Source organism: Sphingomonas sp. (genome assembly GCF_017744835.1).
In the GTDB taxonomy this organism is placed as follows: domain Bacteria; phylum Pseudomonadota; class Alphaproteobacteria; order Sphingomonadales; family Sphingomonadaceae; genus Sphingomonas.
Genome location: NZ_JAGIAM010000001.1, coordinates 367,682 through 384,322, shown reverse-complemented (window position 1 = coordinate 384,322; position 16,641 = coordinate 367,682). Strand labels below are relative to the sequence as shown.

General features: G+C 67.9%; 12 protein-coding genes. 6 read left to right on the top strand and 6 right to left on the bottom strand.

Translation table 11 applies throughout. The annotated features are described in order from the left end of the window. Positions 1 to 80 precede the first annotated feature (80 nt). The 3 genes from J7500_RS01735 to J7500_RS01725 are packed head-to-tail and all read right to left on the bottom strand — an operon-like array spanning position 81 to position 3,381. On the bottom strand, positions 81 to 1,352 hold the full coding sequence (locus J7500_RS01735) for a mechanosensitive ion channel domain-containing protein (protein WP_294059457.1): 1,272 nt from the start codon (positions 1,350 to 1,352) through the stop codon (positions 81 to 83). Continuing rightward, positions 1,352 to 2,536, bottom strand: coding sequence for a cystathionine beta-lyase (gene metC / locus J7500_RS01730; RefSeq protein WP_294059454.1), 1,185 nt, complete (start codon positions 2,534 to 2,536; stop codon positions 1,352 to 1,354). The genes J7500_RS01735 and metC overlap by 1 nt, the downstream gene beginning before the upstream one ends. Continuing rightward, complete coding sequence (locus tag J7500_RS01725) at positions 2,533 to 3,381, bottom strand: sulfurtransferase (RefSeq protein WP_294059451.1); 849 nt, start codon at positions 3,379 to 3,381, stop codon at positions 2,533 to 2,535. Before J7500_RS01725 ends, metC begins: the two co-directional genes overlap by 4 nt. 136 nt (positions 3,382 to 3,517) lie before the next feature. On the opposite strand from J7500_RS01725, the gene queF reads away from it, so the two are divergent. The 3 genes from queF (at position 3,518) to J7500_RS01710 (ending at position 7,711) form a co-directional block, all read left to right on the top strand. Next, entirely contained in the window at positions 3,518 to 3,973 is a 456-nt protein-coding gene (queF, locus tag J7500_RS01720; RefSeq protein ID WP_294059449.1) for a preQ(1) synthase, read from the top strand. A gap of 138 nt (positions 3,974 to 4,111) precedes the next feature. Next, positions 4,112 to 6,385 (top strand): glycosyltransferase, encoded by a 2,274-nt coding sequence (locus J7500_RS01715; protein WP_294059447.1) that lies wholly within the window; start codon positions 4,112 to 4,114, stop codon positions 6,383 to 6,385. A gap of 39 nt (positions 6,386 to 6,424) precedes the next feature. After that, a complete protein-coding gene (locus J7500_RS01710; protein WP_294059446.1) occupies positions 6,425 to 7,711 on the top strand; it encodes a glycoside hydrolase family 130 protein in 1,287 nt (428 codons plus the stop codon). 42 nt (positions 7,712 to 7,753) lie between these two features. Here J7500_RS01710 and J7500_RS01705 read toward each other — a convergent pair whose 3' ends face one another. After that, positions 7,754 to 9,778: an OPT family oligopeptide transporter gene (locus J7500_RS01705; RefSeq protein ID WP_294059444.1), complete on the bottom strand. Its 2,025-nt coding sequence runs from the start codon at positions 9,776 to 9,778 to the stop codon at positions 7,754 to 7,756. 215 nt (positions 9,779 to 9,993) lie between these two features. Here J7500_RS01705 and J7500_RS01700 point away from each other — a divergent pair, with 215 nt between their 5' ends. The 3 genes from J7500_RS01700 to J7500_RS01690 all read left to right on the top strand — a co-directional run bounded on the left by J7500_RS01700 (position 9,994) and on the right by J7500_RS01690 (position 12,873). Beyond that, a complete protein-coding gene (locus tag J7500_RS01700) occupies positions 9,994 to 11,847 on the top strand; it encodes a PAS domain-containing protein (protein WP_294059443.1) in 1,854 nt (617 codons plus the stop codon). 86 nt (positions 11,848 to 11,933) lie between these two features. Next, positions 11,934 to 12,170, top strand: a complete 237-nt coding sequence (locus J7500_RS01695; protein WP_294059442.1) for a hypothetical protein — start codon at positions 11,934 to 11,936, stop codon at positions 12,168 to 12,170. A gap of 268 nt (positions 12,171 to 12,438) precedes the next feature. After that, a complete protein-coding gene (locus J7500_RS01690) occupies positions 12,439 to 12,873 on the top strand; it encodes a hypothetical protein (RefSeq protein WP_294059440.1) in 435 nt (144 codons plus the stop codon). Between the two features lie 530 nt (positions 12,874 to 13,403). Here J7500_RS01690 and J7500_RS01685 read toward each other — a convergent pair. Together J7500_RS01685 and J7500_RS01680 are read right to left on the bottom strand one after the other, a co-directional pair. Further along, a complete protein-coding gene (locus tag J7500_RS01685) occupies positions 13,404 to 15,020 on the bottom strand; it encodes a helicase HerA-like domain-containing protein (protein WP_294059439.1) in 1,617 nt (538 codons plus the stop codon). A 73-nt stretch (positions 15,021 to 15,093) separates the two neighbouring features. Then, complete coding sequence (locus J7500_RS01680) at positions 15,094 to 16,590, bottom strand: Do family serine endopeptidase (RefSeq protein WP_294059437.1); 1,497 nt, start codon at positions 16,588 to 16,590, stop codon at positions 15,094 to 15,096. Positions 16,591 to 16,641 lie beyond the last annotated feature (51 nt).

Sequence of the window (16,641 nt, the reverse complement as noted above, 5' to 3'; positions counted from 1 at the left end):
CGGCCCATCAATAGGAGCAACGCCGCGCCTATCCAAGTGTGTCGTTTATGTAATACACGCGAGTGCCTGCGCAAGCCGCGCTATTCAGCCCGGCGCAACGCCTGCTGCACGTGCACGTCGAGCTGCGGATGGGGAACGCGCACCCCGTGCTCCTTGAAGAGCAGCCACAGCCGGTTGAGCACGTCGCTGCGGACATTGCCGACGCCGCTTTCGGGGTCGCTGATCCAGGCGAGGATCTCATGCTCGGCGCCGTTCTGTCCGAAGGCCATCAGCCAGACATTGGCCTTGGGGCTGTCGAGCACGCGCGGGCTTTCCTTCGCGGCGCGCAGCATCAGCTGCTGCGCGAGCGGCAGGTCGCTGTCGTAGGAAACCGTGACGGGGATGCGGACGCGGACGTTGCGATCGGTGTAGGACCAGTTCTCCACTTCCTGCGTCATCAGATTTTCGTTCGGAATCAGATGCTCCTTGCCGTCGCGCGTCACGACCGAGACCGCGCGCACGCCGATCTTGTTGACCCAGCCGAAGCTGTCGCCCACCACGATCACATCGCCCGGCTTGATCGAGCGGTCCATCAGCAGAATGATCCCGGCGATCAGATTGCCGATCGTCTTCTGGAGGCCGAAGCCGATCGCGAGGCCGAAGGCGCCCGAGAAGACGGCGAAAGCGGTGAGGTCGATCTCAAGCAGGTCGACGCCGACGAAGAAGGCGAGCACCACCACTGCGATCGCCGCCAGCTTCTGGAAGAGCAGCTTCTGCGTCGCGTCGAACCCGCGTGCCTGGCCGATCGAGTGGGTGAGCAGCCGGTTGGCGAGCCGCACGCCGGCGAAGAGCAGTAGGATGATGACGCCCATCGTGAAGGCGGAGAGCAGCGAGAGGCGGCGCTGGCCGATCTGGATGCCGACGCGGTCAAGCGTCCCCTCGACTGCGGCGAGGCCGCCGATCGCGTGGCTGAACACGGCGGTGAAGGCGAGCAGCCCCAGAGTCCACGCCGCCCAGCGCGGCATGTTGAGCCCGCGCAGCACCGACGAGGCGAGCATCGCGACCGCGAAGCCCTCGAACAGGCCGACCAGCAGCCGGGGGAGCGCGAGCCACGGCCAGCTCACCGCCAGTGTCGCGAGCAGCACGCTCGCCACGGTCCAGCGCACGATCGCGCAGATGCGGAAGCGCAGCCCCTCGGCATGGCCGTTGAGCCGCGCCGCGAGGAAATCCGCGAGCCGCGTGCCGAGGGTGTTGCCGGCGAGCCAGGCGAGCGCGAAGGCGGCGACGGCGATTCCCGCCGCGAAGGCGCCTTCGCTGAGCTCGGCGGTGCCCGGCAGGTTGTGCCCCGCCAGCCAGGCGCCGAGCCGCGCCATCATCCGCGCGCAGCCGTGAAGCGCGCGAGCCCGGCTTCGAGATCGGCGATCAGGTCGTCGGGGTCTTCGAGCCCGATCTGGAGCCGCACCACCGGCCCCTCGGCCTGCCACGGCGTGACGCTGCGATGGCGCTGCGGATCGACCGGCAGCGCGAGGCTCTCGTATCCGCCCCAGCTGAAGCCGATGCCGAAATGCTCGAGCCCGTCGATCAGCGCGGCGCGCGCGGCATCGGATCCGCCGTTGAGCACGAAGGAGAAGAGGCCAGAGGCGCCCTTGAAGTCGCGGACGAAAAATTCGTGGCCGGGACAGCTGGGCAGCGCGGGATGGAGCACGCGCGCGACTTCGGGGCGCGTCGCGAGCCACTGGGCGATGCGCAGCGCCGCGCGGCCGTGCTGCTCGAGCCGAACCGCCATGGTGCGCAGCCCGCGCGCGCCGAGCCAGGCGTCGTCCGGGCTCGCGGTCTGGCCTAGCTGGTAGGCGGCGGCGCGCAGCCGCTGGTACTGGCCCTCGGCGGCGGTGACCGAGCCGAGCATCACGTCCGAATGGCCGACGATGTATTTGGTGCAGGCGAGGATCGAATAGTCGATGCCCATCTGGATCGCAGGCAGCAGCAGCGGCGTCGCCCAGGTATTGTCGATCAGCGTGGTGATGCCGCGCTGTTTCGCGACGCCGATGATCGCGGGGATATCCTGCACTTCGAAGGTGAGGCTGCCCGGGCTTTCGAGGAAGATGGCCTTGGTGCGATCGGTGCACAGATCGGCGATGCCGGCGCCGATCAGCGGATCGTAGAAGGTCGTCCTGATGCCGAAGCGCGCGAGCATGCCCGCGGCGAAGTTGCGCGTCGGATCATAGACGCTGTCGGCGAGCAGTAGTTCGTCGCCCGGATCGAGCACCGCGAGCAGCGCGGTGGAGACCGCGGCGACCCCCGAGGGGAAGAGCAGAGTCGCCTCGGCACCGGGCTCGAGTTCGGTCAGCGCCTCGGCGAGCGACCATTGGGTCGGCGTGCCGCGACGGCCGTAGAAGAGCTTGTGGTGCGTGTCGGCGCCGCCGCGCGCGCGCAGCTCGGCGACCGAATCATAGAGGATCGTCGAGGCGCGCCAGACCGGCGGATTGACGATGCCCTGCGTCCACTCGGGCCGGCGGCCCGCCGAGACGACCTTGGTCGCGTCCTTCTTCTCGCTCATGCCGGACCCAGCGCCTTGGGGGTTGCGGGCTCGGCGCCCCATTCGGACCAGCTGCCGTCGTAGATCGGCACCTCGCGGCCGAGCAGATGCGCGGCGAAGGCGATGATCGCTGCAGTGATCCCCGATCCGCAGGTGGCGACCAGCGGCTTGTCGAGGTCCAGCCCCGCGTCGCGGAACAGCGCGGCGAGCGCCTCGGGCTGCTTCCAGGTGCCGTCGGGCTGGAAGAAGCTGCCCGAGGGCATGTTGCGCGAGCCGGGGATGTGCCCCGATCCGCAGCCGGGGCGCGGGTCGGGCTCGTCGCCGGTGAAGCGTGCCGCCGAGCGCGCGTCGGCGACCTGCTCCGCGCCGCTTTCGACATTGGCCTGCATCTGGGCGAGCGTGCGGACCTGCGCAATCGGAGCGCGGGGCGCGAAATCGACAGGCGCGGAGGCGGGGGCGGAGCCCGTCTCGATCGGGCGCCCTTCGGCCTTCCATTTGGCGAGGCCGCCGTCGAGCAGCGAGGCCTCGACGCCGTACATGCGCAGCACCCACCAGGCGCGGCACGATACATGGTGCGGGCTGTCGTCGTAGAGGAGGATCCGCGTGTTCGCGCCGACGCCGAGCGCGCGCATCCGCTCGGCCACGCGCTCGGCCGTGGGGAGCATCGAGGGGAGCGGATTGGTCTCGTCGACCAGCGTGTCGAGATCGAGGAAACGCGCGCCGGGGATGTGCCAGGCCTCGAAATCGGCGCGGGGGTCTCGTGGCGGGCTTCCGGGGAGGGTGGAAGTATAGGTCGCGTCGAGCACCAGCAGGTCGGGTTCGCCGAGCGCGCCGGCCAGCCATTCGGTGGTCACCAGGGGTTTCATAGGCGTGGCTCTAGCGTGTCGTTGCCGAAACGGAAATGGCCCGTTGCCGCAGGAGCGAGCGCAGCCACCGGCTCCTTCGCCGGGAGGATTTGGCGAATGTGGCTTGGATGATGCAAATTCGGCTCCCAGCCCCTAAATGCCGCGCATGGACCCCAAGCATCTAGGCAAGACCTCCGCGCTTCCTGCTTCTCCAGAAGCGGCCGAGCTCGACTATGTTCCCAATCCGCGGCCGGGCAGCCGCTATCTGGTGCGCTTCGCCGCGCCCGAGTTCACTTCGCTGTGCCCGATCACCGGCGCCCCCGATTTCGCGCATCTGGTGATCGACTATGTGCCGCGCGAGACGATCGTCGAATCCAAGTCGCTCAAGCTGTTTCTGGGCAGCTTTCGCAACCACGGCGCCTTCCACGAGGATTGCACCGTGGGCATCGGCGAGCGGCTGTTCCGCGAGATGCAGCCCGAATGGCTGCGCATCGGCGGCTATTGGTATCCGCGCGGCGGCATCCCCATCGACGTCTTCTGGCAGTCCGGCGAGGCCCCGGCGGGGGTGTGGGTGCCGGCGCAGGACGTGCCGAGCTACCGCGGGCGAGGCTGAACCTCAGATTTACAGCACGTTTCGTCGTGCGAATCATGTTGCAGTGCAACGGAACTGCAACCATATTGGCTGGCGCGAGTTAGAGGAGGCGTAAGGGGCTAGAACTCCCCGATTTATTGCATCAGCGAAGGAACAGGGATGACTCCGTCGTCGATCGAAACGGGTGTACGACACCTTGCCCTGATCGGGAATTTCCTGCCGCGCAAATGCGGCCTCGCCACTTATACGACCGACACGTACGAGGCGCTGCGGCAGCGCTATCCGGATGTTCGCGTCGACGTCTATGCGATGGACGACCATCCCGGCCGCTACGATTATCCCGCCGCGGTGACGCGCGCGATCCCCCAGAACGATCGCGCGGCCTACCTCGATGCTGCACGTGCGATCGAGGCGAGCGGTGCGCAGGCGCTGTGGATCCAGCACGAATATGGCATCTATGGCGGCCCGGCGGGCGAGTGCCTGCTGGCGCTGACCGACCGGCTTTCGATTCCCGTCATCACCACGCTCCACACCGTGCTCGAGAAGCCGAGCGCCGACGAGCGGCGCGTGATGGAGGCGCTGCTGCGCCGCTCGTCGCGCGTGATCGTGATGGCCGAGAAGGGCCGCGACATATTGAAGCGCGTCCACGGCGCCGACGGGCGCAAGATCGTGATGATTCCGCACGGCGTGCCCGATCGCCCGTTCGCCGATCCCGATGCGCTCAAGCCGGCGTTCGGCTGGGCGGGGCGCGACGTGATCCTCACCTTCGGGCTGCTCGCGCCCAACAAGGGGATCGAGACGATGATCTCGGCGCTGCCCGCGATCGTCGCCGATCATCCGAACGCGCATTATGTCGTGCTCGGCGCGACGCACCCGAACCTGGTGGCGCACGAAGGCGAAGCCTATCGCGACCGGCTGAAGGCTCTCGCCGAGGAGAAGGGCGTCCCCGGGCATGTCGAGTTCATCGACGCCTTCGTCGAATATGACGAGCTGCTCGACTACCTCCAGGCGGCCGACCTCTATGTGACGCCGTACAGCAATCCGGCGCAGATCACCTCGGGCACGCTTTCCTATGCGGTGGGCGTGGGCAAGCCGGTGGTCTCGACGCCCTATGTCCATGCCACCGAGATCCTGGCGGACGATCATGGCGTGCTGGTCGACTTCGGCGACAGCGCCGGCTTCGCGCGCGAGATCGCCCGGCTGCTCGGCGACCCCAAGGCCCGGCTGGCGCTGGCGCAGCGCGCCTATGCCCGGGGCCGTACCATGATCTGGCCGCGGCTCGCCGAGAGCGCGATGGCCGAGATCGGCACGATCCTGACCGAGAAGCCGCGCCAGCTCGGCAAGGCGCCGATCGAGCTTGCGCCGCTGGCGCCCGATCTCACTGCGGTCGAGCGGATGAGCGACTCGACGGGCATGCTCCAGCATTCGATCTATTCGGTGCCCGATCGTCGCCACGGCTATTGCATCGACGACAATGCCCGCGCGCTGATCCTGATGTGCAAGATGGACGGGATCGATGAGGCGGTCCGCGACAAATGGACCAGCGTATATGCGTCCTTCGTCCAGCACGCCTGGAACGAAGGCGCACGCCGCTTCCGCAACTTCATGAACTTCGACCGGAGCTGGTGCGAGGACGTCGGCTCGGAGGATTCGAACGGACGCGCGATCTGGGCGCTCGGCGTCACTGCGCGCGACGCCCGCGCGCAGAAGCACCGCGACTGGGCCGCGGTGATGTTCGACGCGACGGCATCGATCGCGCTCGAGCTCGAGGCGCCGCGTGCGCACGCCTTCGCGATGCTGGGCGCAGCCGCGATGATCGAAGCGCACCCGGGCCATGCGCTCGCGCGCACGATCCTGACGCGGTACGGCGAGGAGCTGATCACGCTGCTCGACGGCGCGCGCCGGCCCGAATGGCAATGGTTCGAGATCGTGCTCGCCTATGACAACGCCCGGCTTCCCGAGGCGCTGCTGCGCGCGGGCAAGGTGCTGGGGCGGCAGGAGTTCGTCAGCGTCGGGCTCGAGACGCTCGAATGGATCGTCGAGCGCCAGACCTCGCCGGAGGGTCGCTTCCGTGCTGTCGGCACCGAAAGCTTCGGCCGACCCTATGCCGAGCCGCTGCCGTTCGACCAGCAGCCGCTGGAGGCGCAGGCGACGGTGGAGGCCTGCATCGCAGCCTATGAAGTCACTGGAGATCCGCACTGGCGCGAGGAAGCGATGCGCGCCTATCGCTGGTATCTGGGCGCCAACGACCTCGAGCTGCCGCTCGCGACGGCGCAGGACGGCGGCTGCTTCGACGGGCTGATGCCCACCGGATTGAACCGCAACCAGGGCGCCGAATCGATTCTGGCGCTCCAACTGGCGAATTGCGCGATTTCCGTACTTTCAAAGCGCGCCGAAAACGTGGAAACACGCCCCCGAGCCGCTGTCGCGTAAGTCCCTTCGCGCCAGCGAACGGGAGTTAGAGGGGGCAGGATGCTGGAACTGTACAACCACCCGCTACGGCTGCGCGCCGATCCCTCACGCGTGGTGGTTCGGCCCTTCCATATCGGCTGGGTCGGCAATGGCTCGGGGCCGAGCCGCACCGAGCGGCTGGTGAGCGAAGTGCTCAAGATGACCGCGGCCGAGGCGGCGGCGCAGCTCGAGATCGTGCTCAAGGATTTCGAGGCGCGCCACTGGCAGACGCGCCGCGTGTTCATGACGCGCTACGACGAGATCGAGGCACTGCTCGGGCTCGACGGCGGCCAGATCGGCGACGAGAAGCGCCAGCTGATCGGCGCCTATCTGTGCCACGAGTACAGCTATGCCGCGGCCGCGCTGATGAACCCCAGCGCAGTGCCGCACTTCGACCAGTCGGGCATGCCGCCGGGCAGCCTGCGCATCCTGATGTCGCTGCGGGCAGTGGGCGAAGGCCATATCTCGTCGGTCTCGTTCCGCGAAGGCATCATCACTGACACCAACGAGCTGAGCCTCGCCCCCGAGCCACCCTTCGCCACCGCGGCGGACGCGCGCGAGGAGGACGAGGAGCATATCCCGGAAGGGCCAGTGACGGTGTACCGCCACAGGGATTCGACGCTGTCGGGCACGGTGATCTTTCCGATCACCAAGGCCCAGTCGAACGGGCTCGAGGACCTGCGGATCTGCCACTTCACGCACGACGACAGCAGCGTCGAGTGGATCGGCACCTACACCGCGTACAACGGCTCGGTGATCCAGTCCGAGCTGCTGCGCACGCGCGACTGGCGCAGCTTCGACCTGGTGCCGATGTCGGGCGGCGCGTCGCGCAACAAGGGCATGGCGCTGTTCCCGCGCAAGATCGGCGGGCGCTACATGATGCTGGGCCGCCAGGACGGCGAGAACATCTTCCTCCATGCCTCCGACGACATCACTCGCTGGGAAGGCGGCGAGCTGCTGATCAAGCCGCAATATCCGTGGGAGCTCGTCCAGATGGGCAATTGCGGCCCGCCGATCGAAGTCGACGAAGGCTGGCTGGTGCTCACCCACGGCGTGGGCGCGATGCGCAAATATTCGATCGGCGCGGCGCTGCTCGACAAGAACGATCCGTCGAAGGTGCTCGCGCGCTCGAAGGAGCCGCTGCTCGCCGCCGCCGATCAGGACCGCGAGGGCTATGTGCCCAACGTGGTCTATACCTGCGGTGCGATCAAGCACGGCGACAAGCTGTTCATTCCCTACGGCGTGGCCGACAGCTCGGTCGCCTTTGCCTTCACCCCGGTGAAGGCGCTGCTCGACCAGATGGATTGAGGCCCCCGATCCTCCCCGCGAGGGGGAGGATCGGAATAGCGCTCACCGATAGGTGGCGATGTCCGCCTCGCCTTCGGGTGCCTGGCTCGGCGGGGTGGCGCGGACCATGCGGCGGGTGAGCGTGTAGATCAGCGCGATCAGCCCGAAGAAGAGCAGCGGCGCGATGACCAGCGCGATGGTCTCGAAACCCTCGCCCGCGACTGCCAGCGGCGCGTCGTTGGGCGGGATCGGCGAGTTGCGGTTGGCCCAGGCGAGGATGCCCGCGAAAGCGACGCCGAACAGGCTCTCGCCGACGATCAGCCCGGTCGCGGCGAGGACGCCCATGCGCTCGGCGAAATCGGGGTTGGCGGTGCGCTTCGCCCAGCGCTCGTAGAAATGGCCGATCAGCGCGCCGACCGGGATGAGCAATGTCAGCCCCATCGGCAGGTAGATGCCCATGCCGACCGCGAGCGGCGGCAGGCGCATCTTGCCGGTGCGGCCGAGCAGCTCGTCGATCAGGATCACGCCCGCGCCGATCGCGGCGCCGAGCTCGATCAGGTGCCAGTCGATGTCGCCGCCGAGCACGCCCTTGGCGATCGACGAGATCAGCGCGGCCTGGGGCGCCGAGAGCGCGTTCTCGCCGGCGCCGGGCATGCCGACGAAGCCGAGCGTGTCCTTGAGCAGGTCGAGCACCACGGGGATCGCGAGGCTGCCGAACACCACGCCGAGGATGAGCGCGACCTGCTGCTTCCACGGCGTCGCGCCGACGAGCTGGCCGGTCTTGAGGTCCTGGAGATTGTCGTTCGAGATCGTCGCGACCGAGAAGACGATCGCCGTGGTGAACAGCGCATAGGCGATCAGCGCGTTGGTGCGATCCGGATCCGCCTGGTGGCCGAAGATCAGGACGAGCAGCAGCGCGGCGCCGAGCACCGCGAGGATGCCGACGCCGGAGACCGGCGAGTTGGACGCGCCGATCAGGCCCGCCATATAGCCGCAGATCGCCGCGATCAGTACGCCGACCACCAGGACATAGAGCAAGGAGCCGCCGATCACCGCGAAGGGATAGTCGTGCACCGGCCCGCCCGCCGAGAAGCTCCACAGCAGCCAGGCGATGGGGACCAGAGTCGCCAGGACGGCGAGCGCGACCACGCCGATCGGCAAGTCGCGCTCGGTGAGCGGGAGCGCCTCGCCGCCGGCGCGCGCGCGCGACGCGGCCATTGCCGAGCGCAGCCCCGCCACGATCGGGCGGATGATCTTGAGCAGCGACCAGAGCGCCGCGACGCCGATCACGCCCGCGCCGACGAAGCGGACCTCGCCGCGGAAGGTGCCGCCGACCAGCGCGTCGACGCCCGCCGACAAGTCGCCCCCCGAGGCGAACCAGGGGACGAGCACGGTCCAGGAGATCAGCATGCCGAAGAACATCGCAGCGCCGACCGAGAGGCCGACGAGGTGCCCGACGCCGATGAGCAGCATCGACCAGCTCGTCGAGAAGCCCGATGCGGTGCTGCCGATGGCGAAGTTGCGCGAGGCTTCCTCGGCCACGAGCTTGGTCTTGCCGAGCAGCGCGAACAGGCCGGAGAAGAGCGAGCCGAGGATCAGCACGCGCAGCCCGCGCGCATTCTCCTGGTCGCCGACGCCGCTCGCCGCGCCGACCTTGAGCACTTCGGCCGCGGCGACGCCTTCGGGATAGGGAAGGTCGGTGCCGGTCACCAGCGCGCGGCGGAGCGGAACCGAGAACATAACGCCGAGCACGCCGCCCGTGATGCACACCGCGACCGTGGTCCAATAGGGGAAGCCGGTCCACCAGCCGACCATGATCAGGCCGGGAAGCACGAAGACGATCGCGGCCAGCGTGCCCGCGGCGCTGGCGATCGTCTGGACGATGTTGTTCTCGAGGATCGAGCTGCCGCGGAAGAAGCGCAGGATCGCCATCGACACCACGGCGGCGGGGATCGACGTGGCGAAGGTCAGCCCGACCTTGAGCCCCGCATAGACGTTCGCGGCAGTGAACAGCAAAGTGATCGCGCCGCCGAGCAGCACGCCGCGAAGCGTGAGTTCGAGCGGAGCGCGGGCGGGGGCGGTGGCCATCGGCGGCGGAACTCCGGCGTCAGAAGAGTGAGTGGGAAGGATCGGCGACCGTTCGTCCGCCAGGGCGCGCGCAGCGCTGCCCATCCAGACCCCAGGTGACTGCCGACACGTGCATCGCACGATGGTGACAGGGGAAACCACAGTTTGGAAGCGATTTCAGCGCCGCGGCGGGACAGCGGACCGGAGCGTCGGCGCCGCTCGGGCGTTGAAAGCCGATGCAGCTCGGGCAGGCCATGTCGAACTCGCCGTCGATGCGCGTCGTATCGCGCCCGCCCGAGCTCGACTTCCGCGCCGTGTTCGATGCGCTGGTAGTGCCGTCCGTGATCGTCCAGCCCCCGGACTATGTGATGGTGGCCGCCAACCGGGCGCGGTTGCAGGCGACGAACATGCGGATCGAGGACGTGATCGGCCGCAAGCTGTTCGACGTCTTTCCCGACAATCCCGAGGACCCAGAGGCGACGGGAGTCGCCAACCTCACTGCCTCGCTGGAGCGCGCCATGGCCACGCGCCGGGCCGATGTGATGGCGCTCCAGAAGTACGACATCCGCGGCCCCGACGGCACCTTCGAGGAGCGCTGGTGGCAGCCGCGCAACGTCCCCGTGCTCGCGGAGGACGGGTCGGTCGCCTTCATCATCCACCAGGTCGAGGACGTCACCGCCGAAGTGCGCGAGCGCCAGCGCGCCAATGCGGCGGAACAGGGGGCGGCGCGGCTGCGCGAAGTCGCCGATGCGATACCCGGGCTGGTGTTCGAGACCGATCCCGACGGCTGCAACACTTATGTGAACCAGCAATATTGCATCTACACCGGCCTGCCGGCGTCGGCGCTGATGGGATCGGGCTGGCGCCGGGTGTTCGGCGACGACAGCGCCGACCGGGCGTTCGCGGCCTGGTGCGAAGGCGCCGAGACCGGCGAGCCGCACGAAGTGGAGTGCTGCATCCGCCGCGCCGACGGCGCATGGCGCTGGTTCCTGGTGCGCATCGCCGCGATACGGAACGCGGCGGGCAAGCTCGAGAAGGGGATCGGCGTCTGCACCGACATCGACGATGCCAAGCGCGCCGAAAGCGATCTGAGCATGCGCAAGGCGCAGCTGCGCGCCATGGCCGATGCGCTGCCCCAGCTCGCGTGGATGGCCGACGAGAACGGCTGGATCGATTGGTACAACCAGCGCTGGTACGAATATACCGGCACCACGCCCGAGGAGATGGTGGGCTGGGGCTGGCGCAAGGTCCATCACCCCGACCATGTCGACCGCGTCGTCAAGCGCATCAAGCACAGCTGGGCTACCGGCGAGCTGTGGGAAGACATCTTCCCGCTGCGCCGAGCCGACGGCGAATATCGCTGGTTCCTCTCGCGCGCGGTGCCGATCCGCGATTCGGACGGGCGGGTGGTGCGCTGGTTCGGCACCAATACCGACATCACCGAGCAGCGCGAGCGCGAGGATTTCCAGAAGCTGCTGATGGGCGAGATCAGCCACCGCGTGAAGAACAGCCTCGCGCTGGTCTCGGCGTTGCTCAACCTTCAGGCGCGCAGCCTGCGCGACGACGACTCGCGCGAGGCGCTGGAGGACGCCTCGTCGCGCGTGCTCTCGGTCGCGACGGTGCACGACCAGCTCTGGCGCCAGGCCGATGCGCGCGAAGTCGATCTCGCGCCCTTCCTGTCCAACCTCGGCACCACGATCGCGGCGTCGTCGCCGAACCACGTCACGCGGGTCGATGTGGCGCCCGCGGTCGTATCGGCCGACATGGCGGTCCCGGTCGGCCTGTTCGTCAACGAGCTGGTCACCAACGCCTATAAGCACGCCTATCCGCCCGGCGAGGAAGGCGAGGTGCGCATCCTGGGGCGCCGGCTGTCCGGCGGGCGCTATCGGCTCGAGGTGTCGGATTCGGGGCGCGGGCTTCCCGAAGGCTTCAATCTCGACCGCGCGCGCTCGAGCCTGGGGATACGCGTGATCACCAGCCTTGCGCGCCAGCTCGGCGGCGAGCTGGAGGCGGGTTCCGCGAATCCGGGGGCTCGTTTCACGCTGGTTTTCACCCTCAAGTCGCCCCGGACCGGCGGACTCGAGGGCTAAGGCGCGTGACAAATTGAACGGCAGAAACGCGCGTTCGCTCGCCGGGAACCGGTCATTCCGCTAACGCCCTGATTGCGGCCATCCGCTTGGCAGCGCATATCGGGAATATGGAAGCTGTTTTCGTCCTTCATCATGTGCGGTCCGATGACGAATTTGGCGACGACGCCAAGCTGATCGGCGCGTATCGAACGGAAGGCGACGCACTGGCCGCAGTAGAACGCCTGTCCAATCAGCCAGGATTCGCAGATCATCCCCAAGGCTGGCAGATTGACTGCTACGTGCTGAACCAAGACCATTGGACCGAAGGGTTCGTGACGGTATAATCAAGCGACTGCTTTCCACCCAGTCCCGGCGGTTCCGGTCAGCACAGCAGACGCCCTGAAGCGGCCGGGCGGCAAACGCCCCACTTCTGACATTCCGGCCCCGACTTGTAGGCGCCAAAAGCAGCCTGTCGGATAATGCCCCAATTCTGGCCCATCATAGTGGCGAGGCGTCACCCCCATTGCCGACGTTTGACCCCATGCTAAGTAGCCTCAGGCCCCAAAAAGCGGTGATGTGGCCCGTCGAGGAACTCGCATGCGAGGAAGTAGGGTGTTGATCGGGGCGTCTAAGGTGCTTGCCGTCTTTTTGCTTGCGGCCTGCACGATGCAGGGCAGCGAGGTTCGCCGGGAAGAGCTAATGGATAGCATCGAGCGGCTGGTCGTGCTTCCTACAGGTGCCCAAGCACTGAAAGCCTACGGCCGGAGCTATGCATTCGTGGATAAAGATCGAGTCATCGGCTCCTATTCCATTCCGATCGAAGCACCGGACGGCCCCTGCACGATCGTGATGCCCGGGGATAGGTCTCGCCCGTGCACTGCGGAGGAAGCTGCGCTTACCGAGCAGACGCCCGCAGGCGTCAGACGATGGTACGAGAAGTCAGAAGATGTGCCTCGACGAATGTCTGCCGGCTGCGAGCAAGTAAATGTCGTTTATGTGATTTCGAGCCGCCGTGTGATTGAGGCACTTTGCGACGCGGATCACTAGCGGACATCCGTCAACTGAAGCTCTCGGCAAAAGCGGCTGGCCGCTTTCCATCCGATCTCAGGCATATTCTGGGCTGCTAGCGCTGCCTGGAAGCGGACTGGGCTCGTGCTGGATTTTGTCCACGCGGCCTGGGGTCCCTACTCAATACCCGCAACGGCCGCGACGGAGCGAATTTACGACGCTGCCCCGCCCCAAAAGCGCCCCCGGGCGCACGATCTTGCCGCTTGCAAAATAGGATTTGACCTGAAACAAATCGGGAACGATCTTTCTCAATCTGAATATAATCGGCGTCTCGCGCGCACACGCACACGCACGCGCGCAGGCACGTACGTGCGCACGCGCATGCGCCCGCGTTGGAGTGTCCACTTTGTCCACTTCCGCCGTGTCCACTTCCGGCATCGCCCCGCCGGATCGGCCGATGGTCGGCCCGCTCGGACCGCCGCGATAGTGTGACCTTGGTGTGACCTTTGGTCGCGCAGGATGCGGGGGCGGCGCGATAGCGTCTCGGCCCGACCGGACGGTTTCCTGGCCTAACCCCGGAAAAGTCCGCCGAGCACGCCGCGGACCAGCCCGCCGATCATCCCGCCACCGCGCGCCGATCCGAAGACCTGCTTCGACAGCTCGTTGGCGACGGTGCGTCCCACGGCCGTGCTGGCCGAGCGCGTGGCGGACTTGATCGCGCGGTTCCAGGGCGAGTTGGCGGCTTCGCGCTCGGCCTGGCGCTGCGCCGCTTCGGCGTCGCGCTGCGCGCGCGCGGCTTCCTTGGCGAGACGCGCGTCCTCCTTGGCCTTGGCGGCGGCGGCCTTTTCGGCGTCGGTCGCGGCCTTGGCCTCGGCGGCGGCCGCGACGGCCTCCTGCGCCTTGGCACCGAGCAGCTCCTCGGCGGACTCGCGGTCGATCACCTGGTCGTACTTGGTGCCGATCGCATCGGTTTGGATCAGCACCTTGCGCTCCTCGGGCGTGAGCGGGCCGACGCGCGATGCCGCCGGCTTGATCAGCGTGCGCTCGACCGGGCTCGGCGAGCCGTCTTCCTGGAGCAGCGACACCAGGGCCTCGCCGACCTTCAATTCGGTGATCACGGTCGCGACGTCGACGCCGGGGTTGGCGCGGAAGGTCTCGGCGGCCGAGCGGATCGCCTTCTCCTCGCGCGGGGTGAAGGCGCGCAGCGCGTGCTGGACGCGGTTGCCGAGCTGGCCGGCGACATCCTCCGGAATGTCGATCGGGTTCTGGGTGACGAAATAGACGCCAACGCCCTTCGAGCGGATCAGGCGGACGACCTGCTCGATCTTGTCGAGCAGCGCCTTGGGCGCGTCGTCGAACAGCAGGTGCGCCTCGTCGAAGAAGAAGACGAGCTTGGGCTTGTCGGGGTCGCCCACTTCGGGAAGCGTCTCGAACATCTCGGAGAGCAGCCAGAGCAGGAAGCTCGCATAGAGCCGCGGGCTGGCCATCAGCTTGTCGGCAGCGAGCACATTGACCACGCCGCGCCCCGAATCGTCGGTCCTGAGGAAGTCGGCGATGTCGAGCGCGGGCTCGCCGAAGAAATGCTCGGCGCCCTGCGAGCGGAGCTGGAGCAGCGCGCGCTGGATCGCGCCGACGCTCTGCTTCGAGACATTGCCATAGGTGGCGGTGAGCTCGTCGGCGCGTTCGGCGCAGTGCGCGAGCATCGCCTGGAGGTCGTCGAGATCGAGCAGCAGCAGCCCGTCCTTGTCGGCGACGGTGAAGGCGATGGTGAGCACGCCTTCCTGGACTTCGTTGAGCCCCATCAGCCGCGCGAGCAGCAGCGGGCCCATTTCGGAGACGGTGGCGCGGATCGGATGGCCCTGCTCGCCGAACAGGTCCCAGAACTGGACCGGCGTATCGGCATAGCGCCAGTCGGTATCGCCGATCTCCTGCGCGCGCTGGGCGAAGGACTCATGGATCTTGGAAGTGGGCGATCCGGGCATGCCGAGCCCGGAGAGGTCCCCCTTCACGTCGGCGACGAAGACCGGGACGCCGGCGTTCGAGAAGCCCTCGGCCAGCCCCTGGAGCGTCACGGTCTTGCCCGTGCCGGTCGCGCCGGCGATCAGCCCGTGGCGGTTGGCCCGGCGAAGCACCAGCTCCAGCCGCTTGCCATTGGCGCCGCCAACGAAAATGCCCGTCTCTCCCATCGTGCCTCCTCCGCATTCGAGGAGGAGACACTAGGGGAGAAACGGGCTTTGGTCAGCCTGGATTGACGCGATTTTACTCGCCGATCTCGACGGCGACGAAATTGCCGATGTTGCGGCGCTGAACGTAGAGCAGCACCTGGTCGCGACCCGCGCGACGGGCCTCCGCCACCAGGCGGGTGATGTCCGCGGACGTGGCGACCGGCGTGCGATTGACCGAGACGATCACGTCGCCGCGCTGGATGCCCTTGCCGGCCGCATCGCTGTTCGGATCGGTGCCGAGCACCACCACGCCCTTCACATCGGCACCCAGCCCGAGGCTGCGCGCGATCTGCGGGGTGAGCGGCGTGACTGCGATGCCGAGCGACGCCGCGCCCGGAGTCGCCTGCTGGTCGTCGGAGCCGGGAACGCCGCTGTCGTCGTTGGGATCGAAGCCGGCGAGCTGCTCTTCGGGCGGACGCGTGCCCACGGTGACCTGCACCGTCTGGCGGCGGCCGTCGCGGATCAGCTCGACGGGCACGCGGGTGCCGGGCGCGATGTTGGCGGCGAGGAAGGACAGCGTCTGGTCGGGCGTCACTTCCTGGCCGTTGACGCTGACGATCACGTCGCCCTGCTTGATGCCGGCGCGCTCGGCGGGCTGGCCCGGCTCGACGCGCGCGATCAGCTCGCCGCGGTCCTTGGGCAGGCCGAGGGCGCTGGCGATGTCGGCCGTGAGCGGCTGGATGCCGACGCCCAGATAGCCGCGCTGCACCGAAGCGCCGCGCATCAGCGTGTCGACGATCGGCTTGGCCTGCTCGGCGGGGATGGCGAAGCCGATGCCCACGTTGCCGCCGGTGGGCGACAGGATCTGCGAATTGACGCCGATCACATTGCCCTGGAGGTCGAACATCGGGCCGCCCGAGTTGCCGCGGTTGATCGACGCGTCGGTCTGGATGAAGCGGTCATAGGCGCCGCCCTGACCCGTCACGCGGTGCGTGGCCGAGATGATACCCGCGGTCACCGAGCCGCCGAGGCCGAAGGGGCTGCCGATCGCCACGACCCAGTCGCCGACGCGCGCCTGGCGCGAGTCGCCGAAGCGGACATAGGGAAGGCCGGTGCCTTCGATCTTGAGCACCGCCAGGTCCGAGGGGACGTCGCGGCCGATAAGCTTGGCCTTGAACTCGCGGTTGTCGGAGAGCTTGACCGTGATCGATTCGACCACCGCGCCGCGCGTGCCGGCGGTCACCACATGGTTGTTGGTGACGATGTAGCCGTCGGCCGAGATCAGGAAGCCCGAGCCGAGCGATTCGGCGCGCTGCGGACGGCTGGGGCCGCCGAACATCTCGAAGGGGGTGCCGGCGAGCGGATTGGCGGTCGCCGGGATGCGCTGGCTGGTCGAGATGTTGACCACCGCCGGCTGGAGCCGCGCGACCATGTCGGCGAAGCTCATCGGCGCGCCGGCCTTGGGCACGGCGGCCTGGATTGCTCCCGGCTCGTTCTGCGCGGTCTGCGCGCCCGCCGGGTGGTTCAGCGTCAGGGCGGCGGCGCCGCCGCTCAGGAGGATGGCTGTGGTGAGAGCGTATGCGTAACGCACGTGTGTTGGTCCTCTCAAAGGAAGGAGAAGCGGTCGGCGCGATTTCTTGCG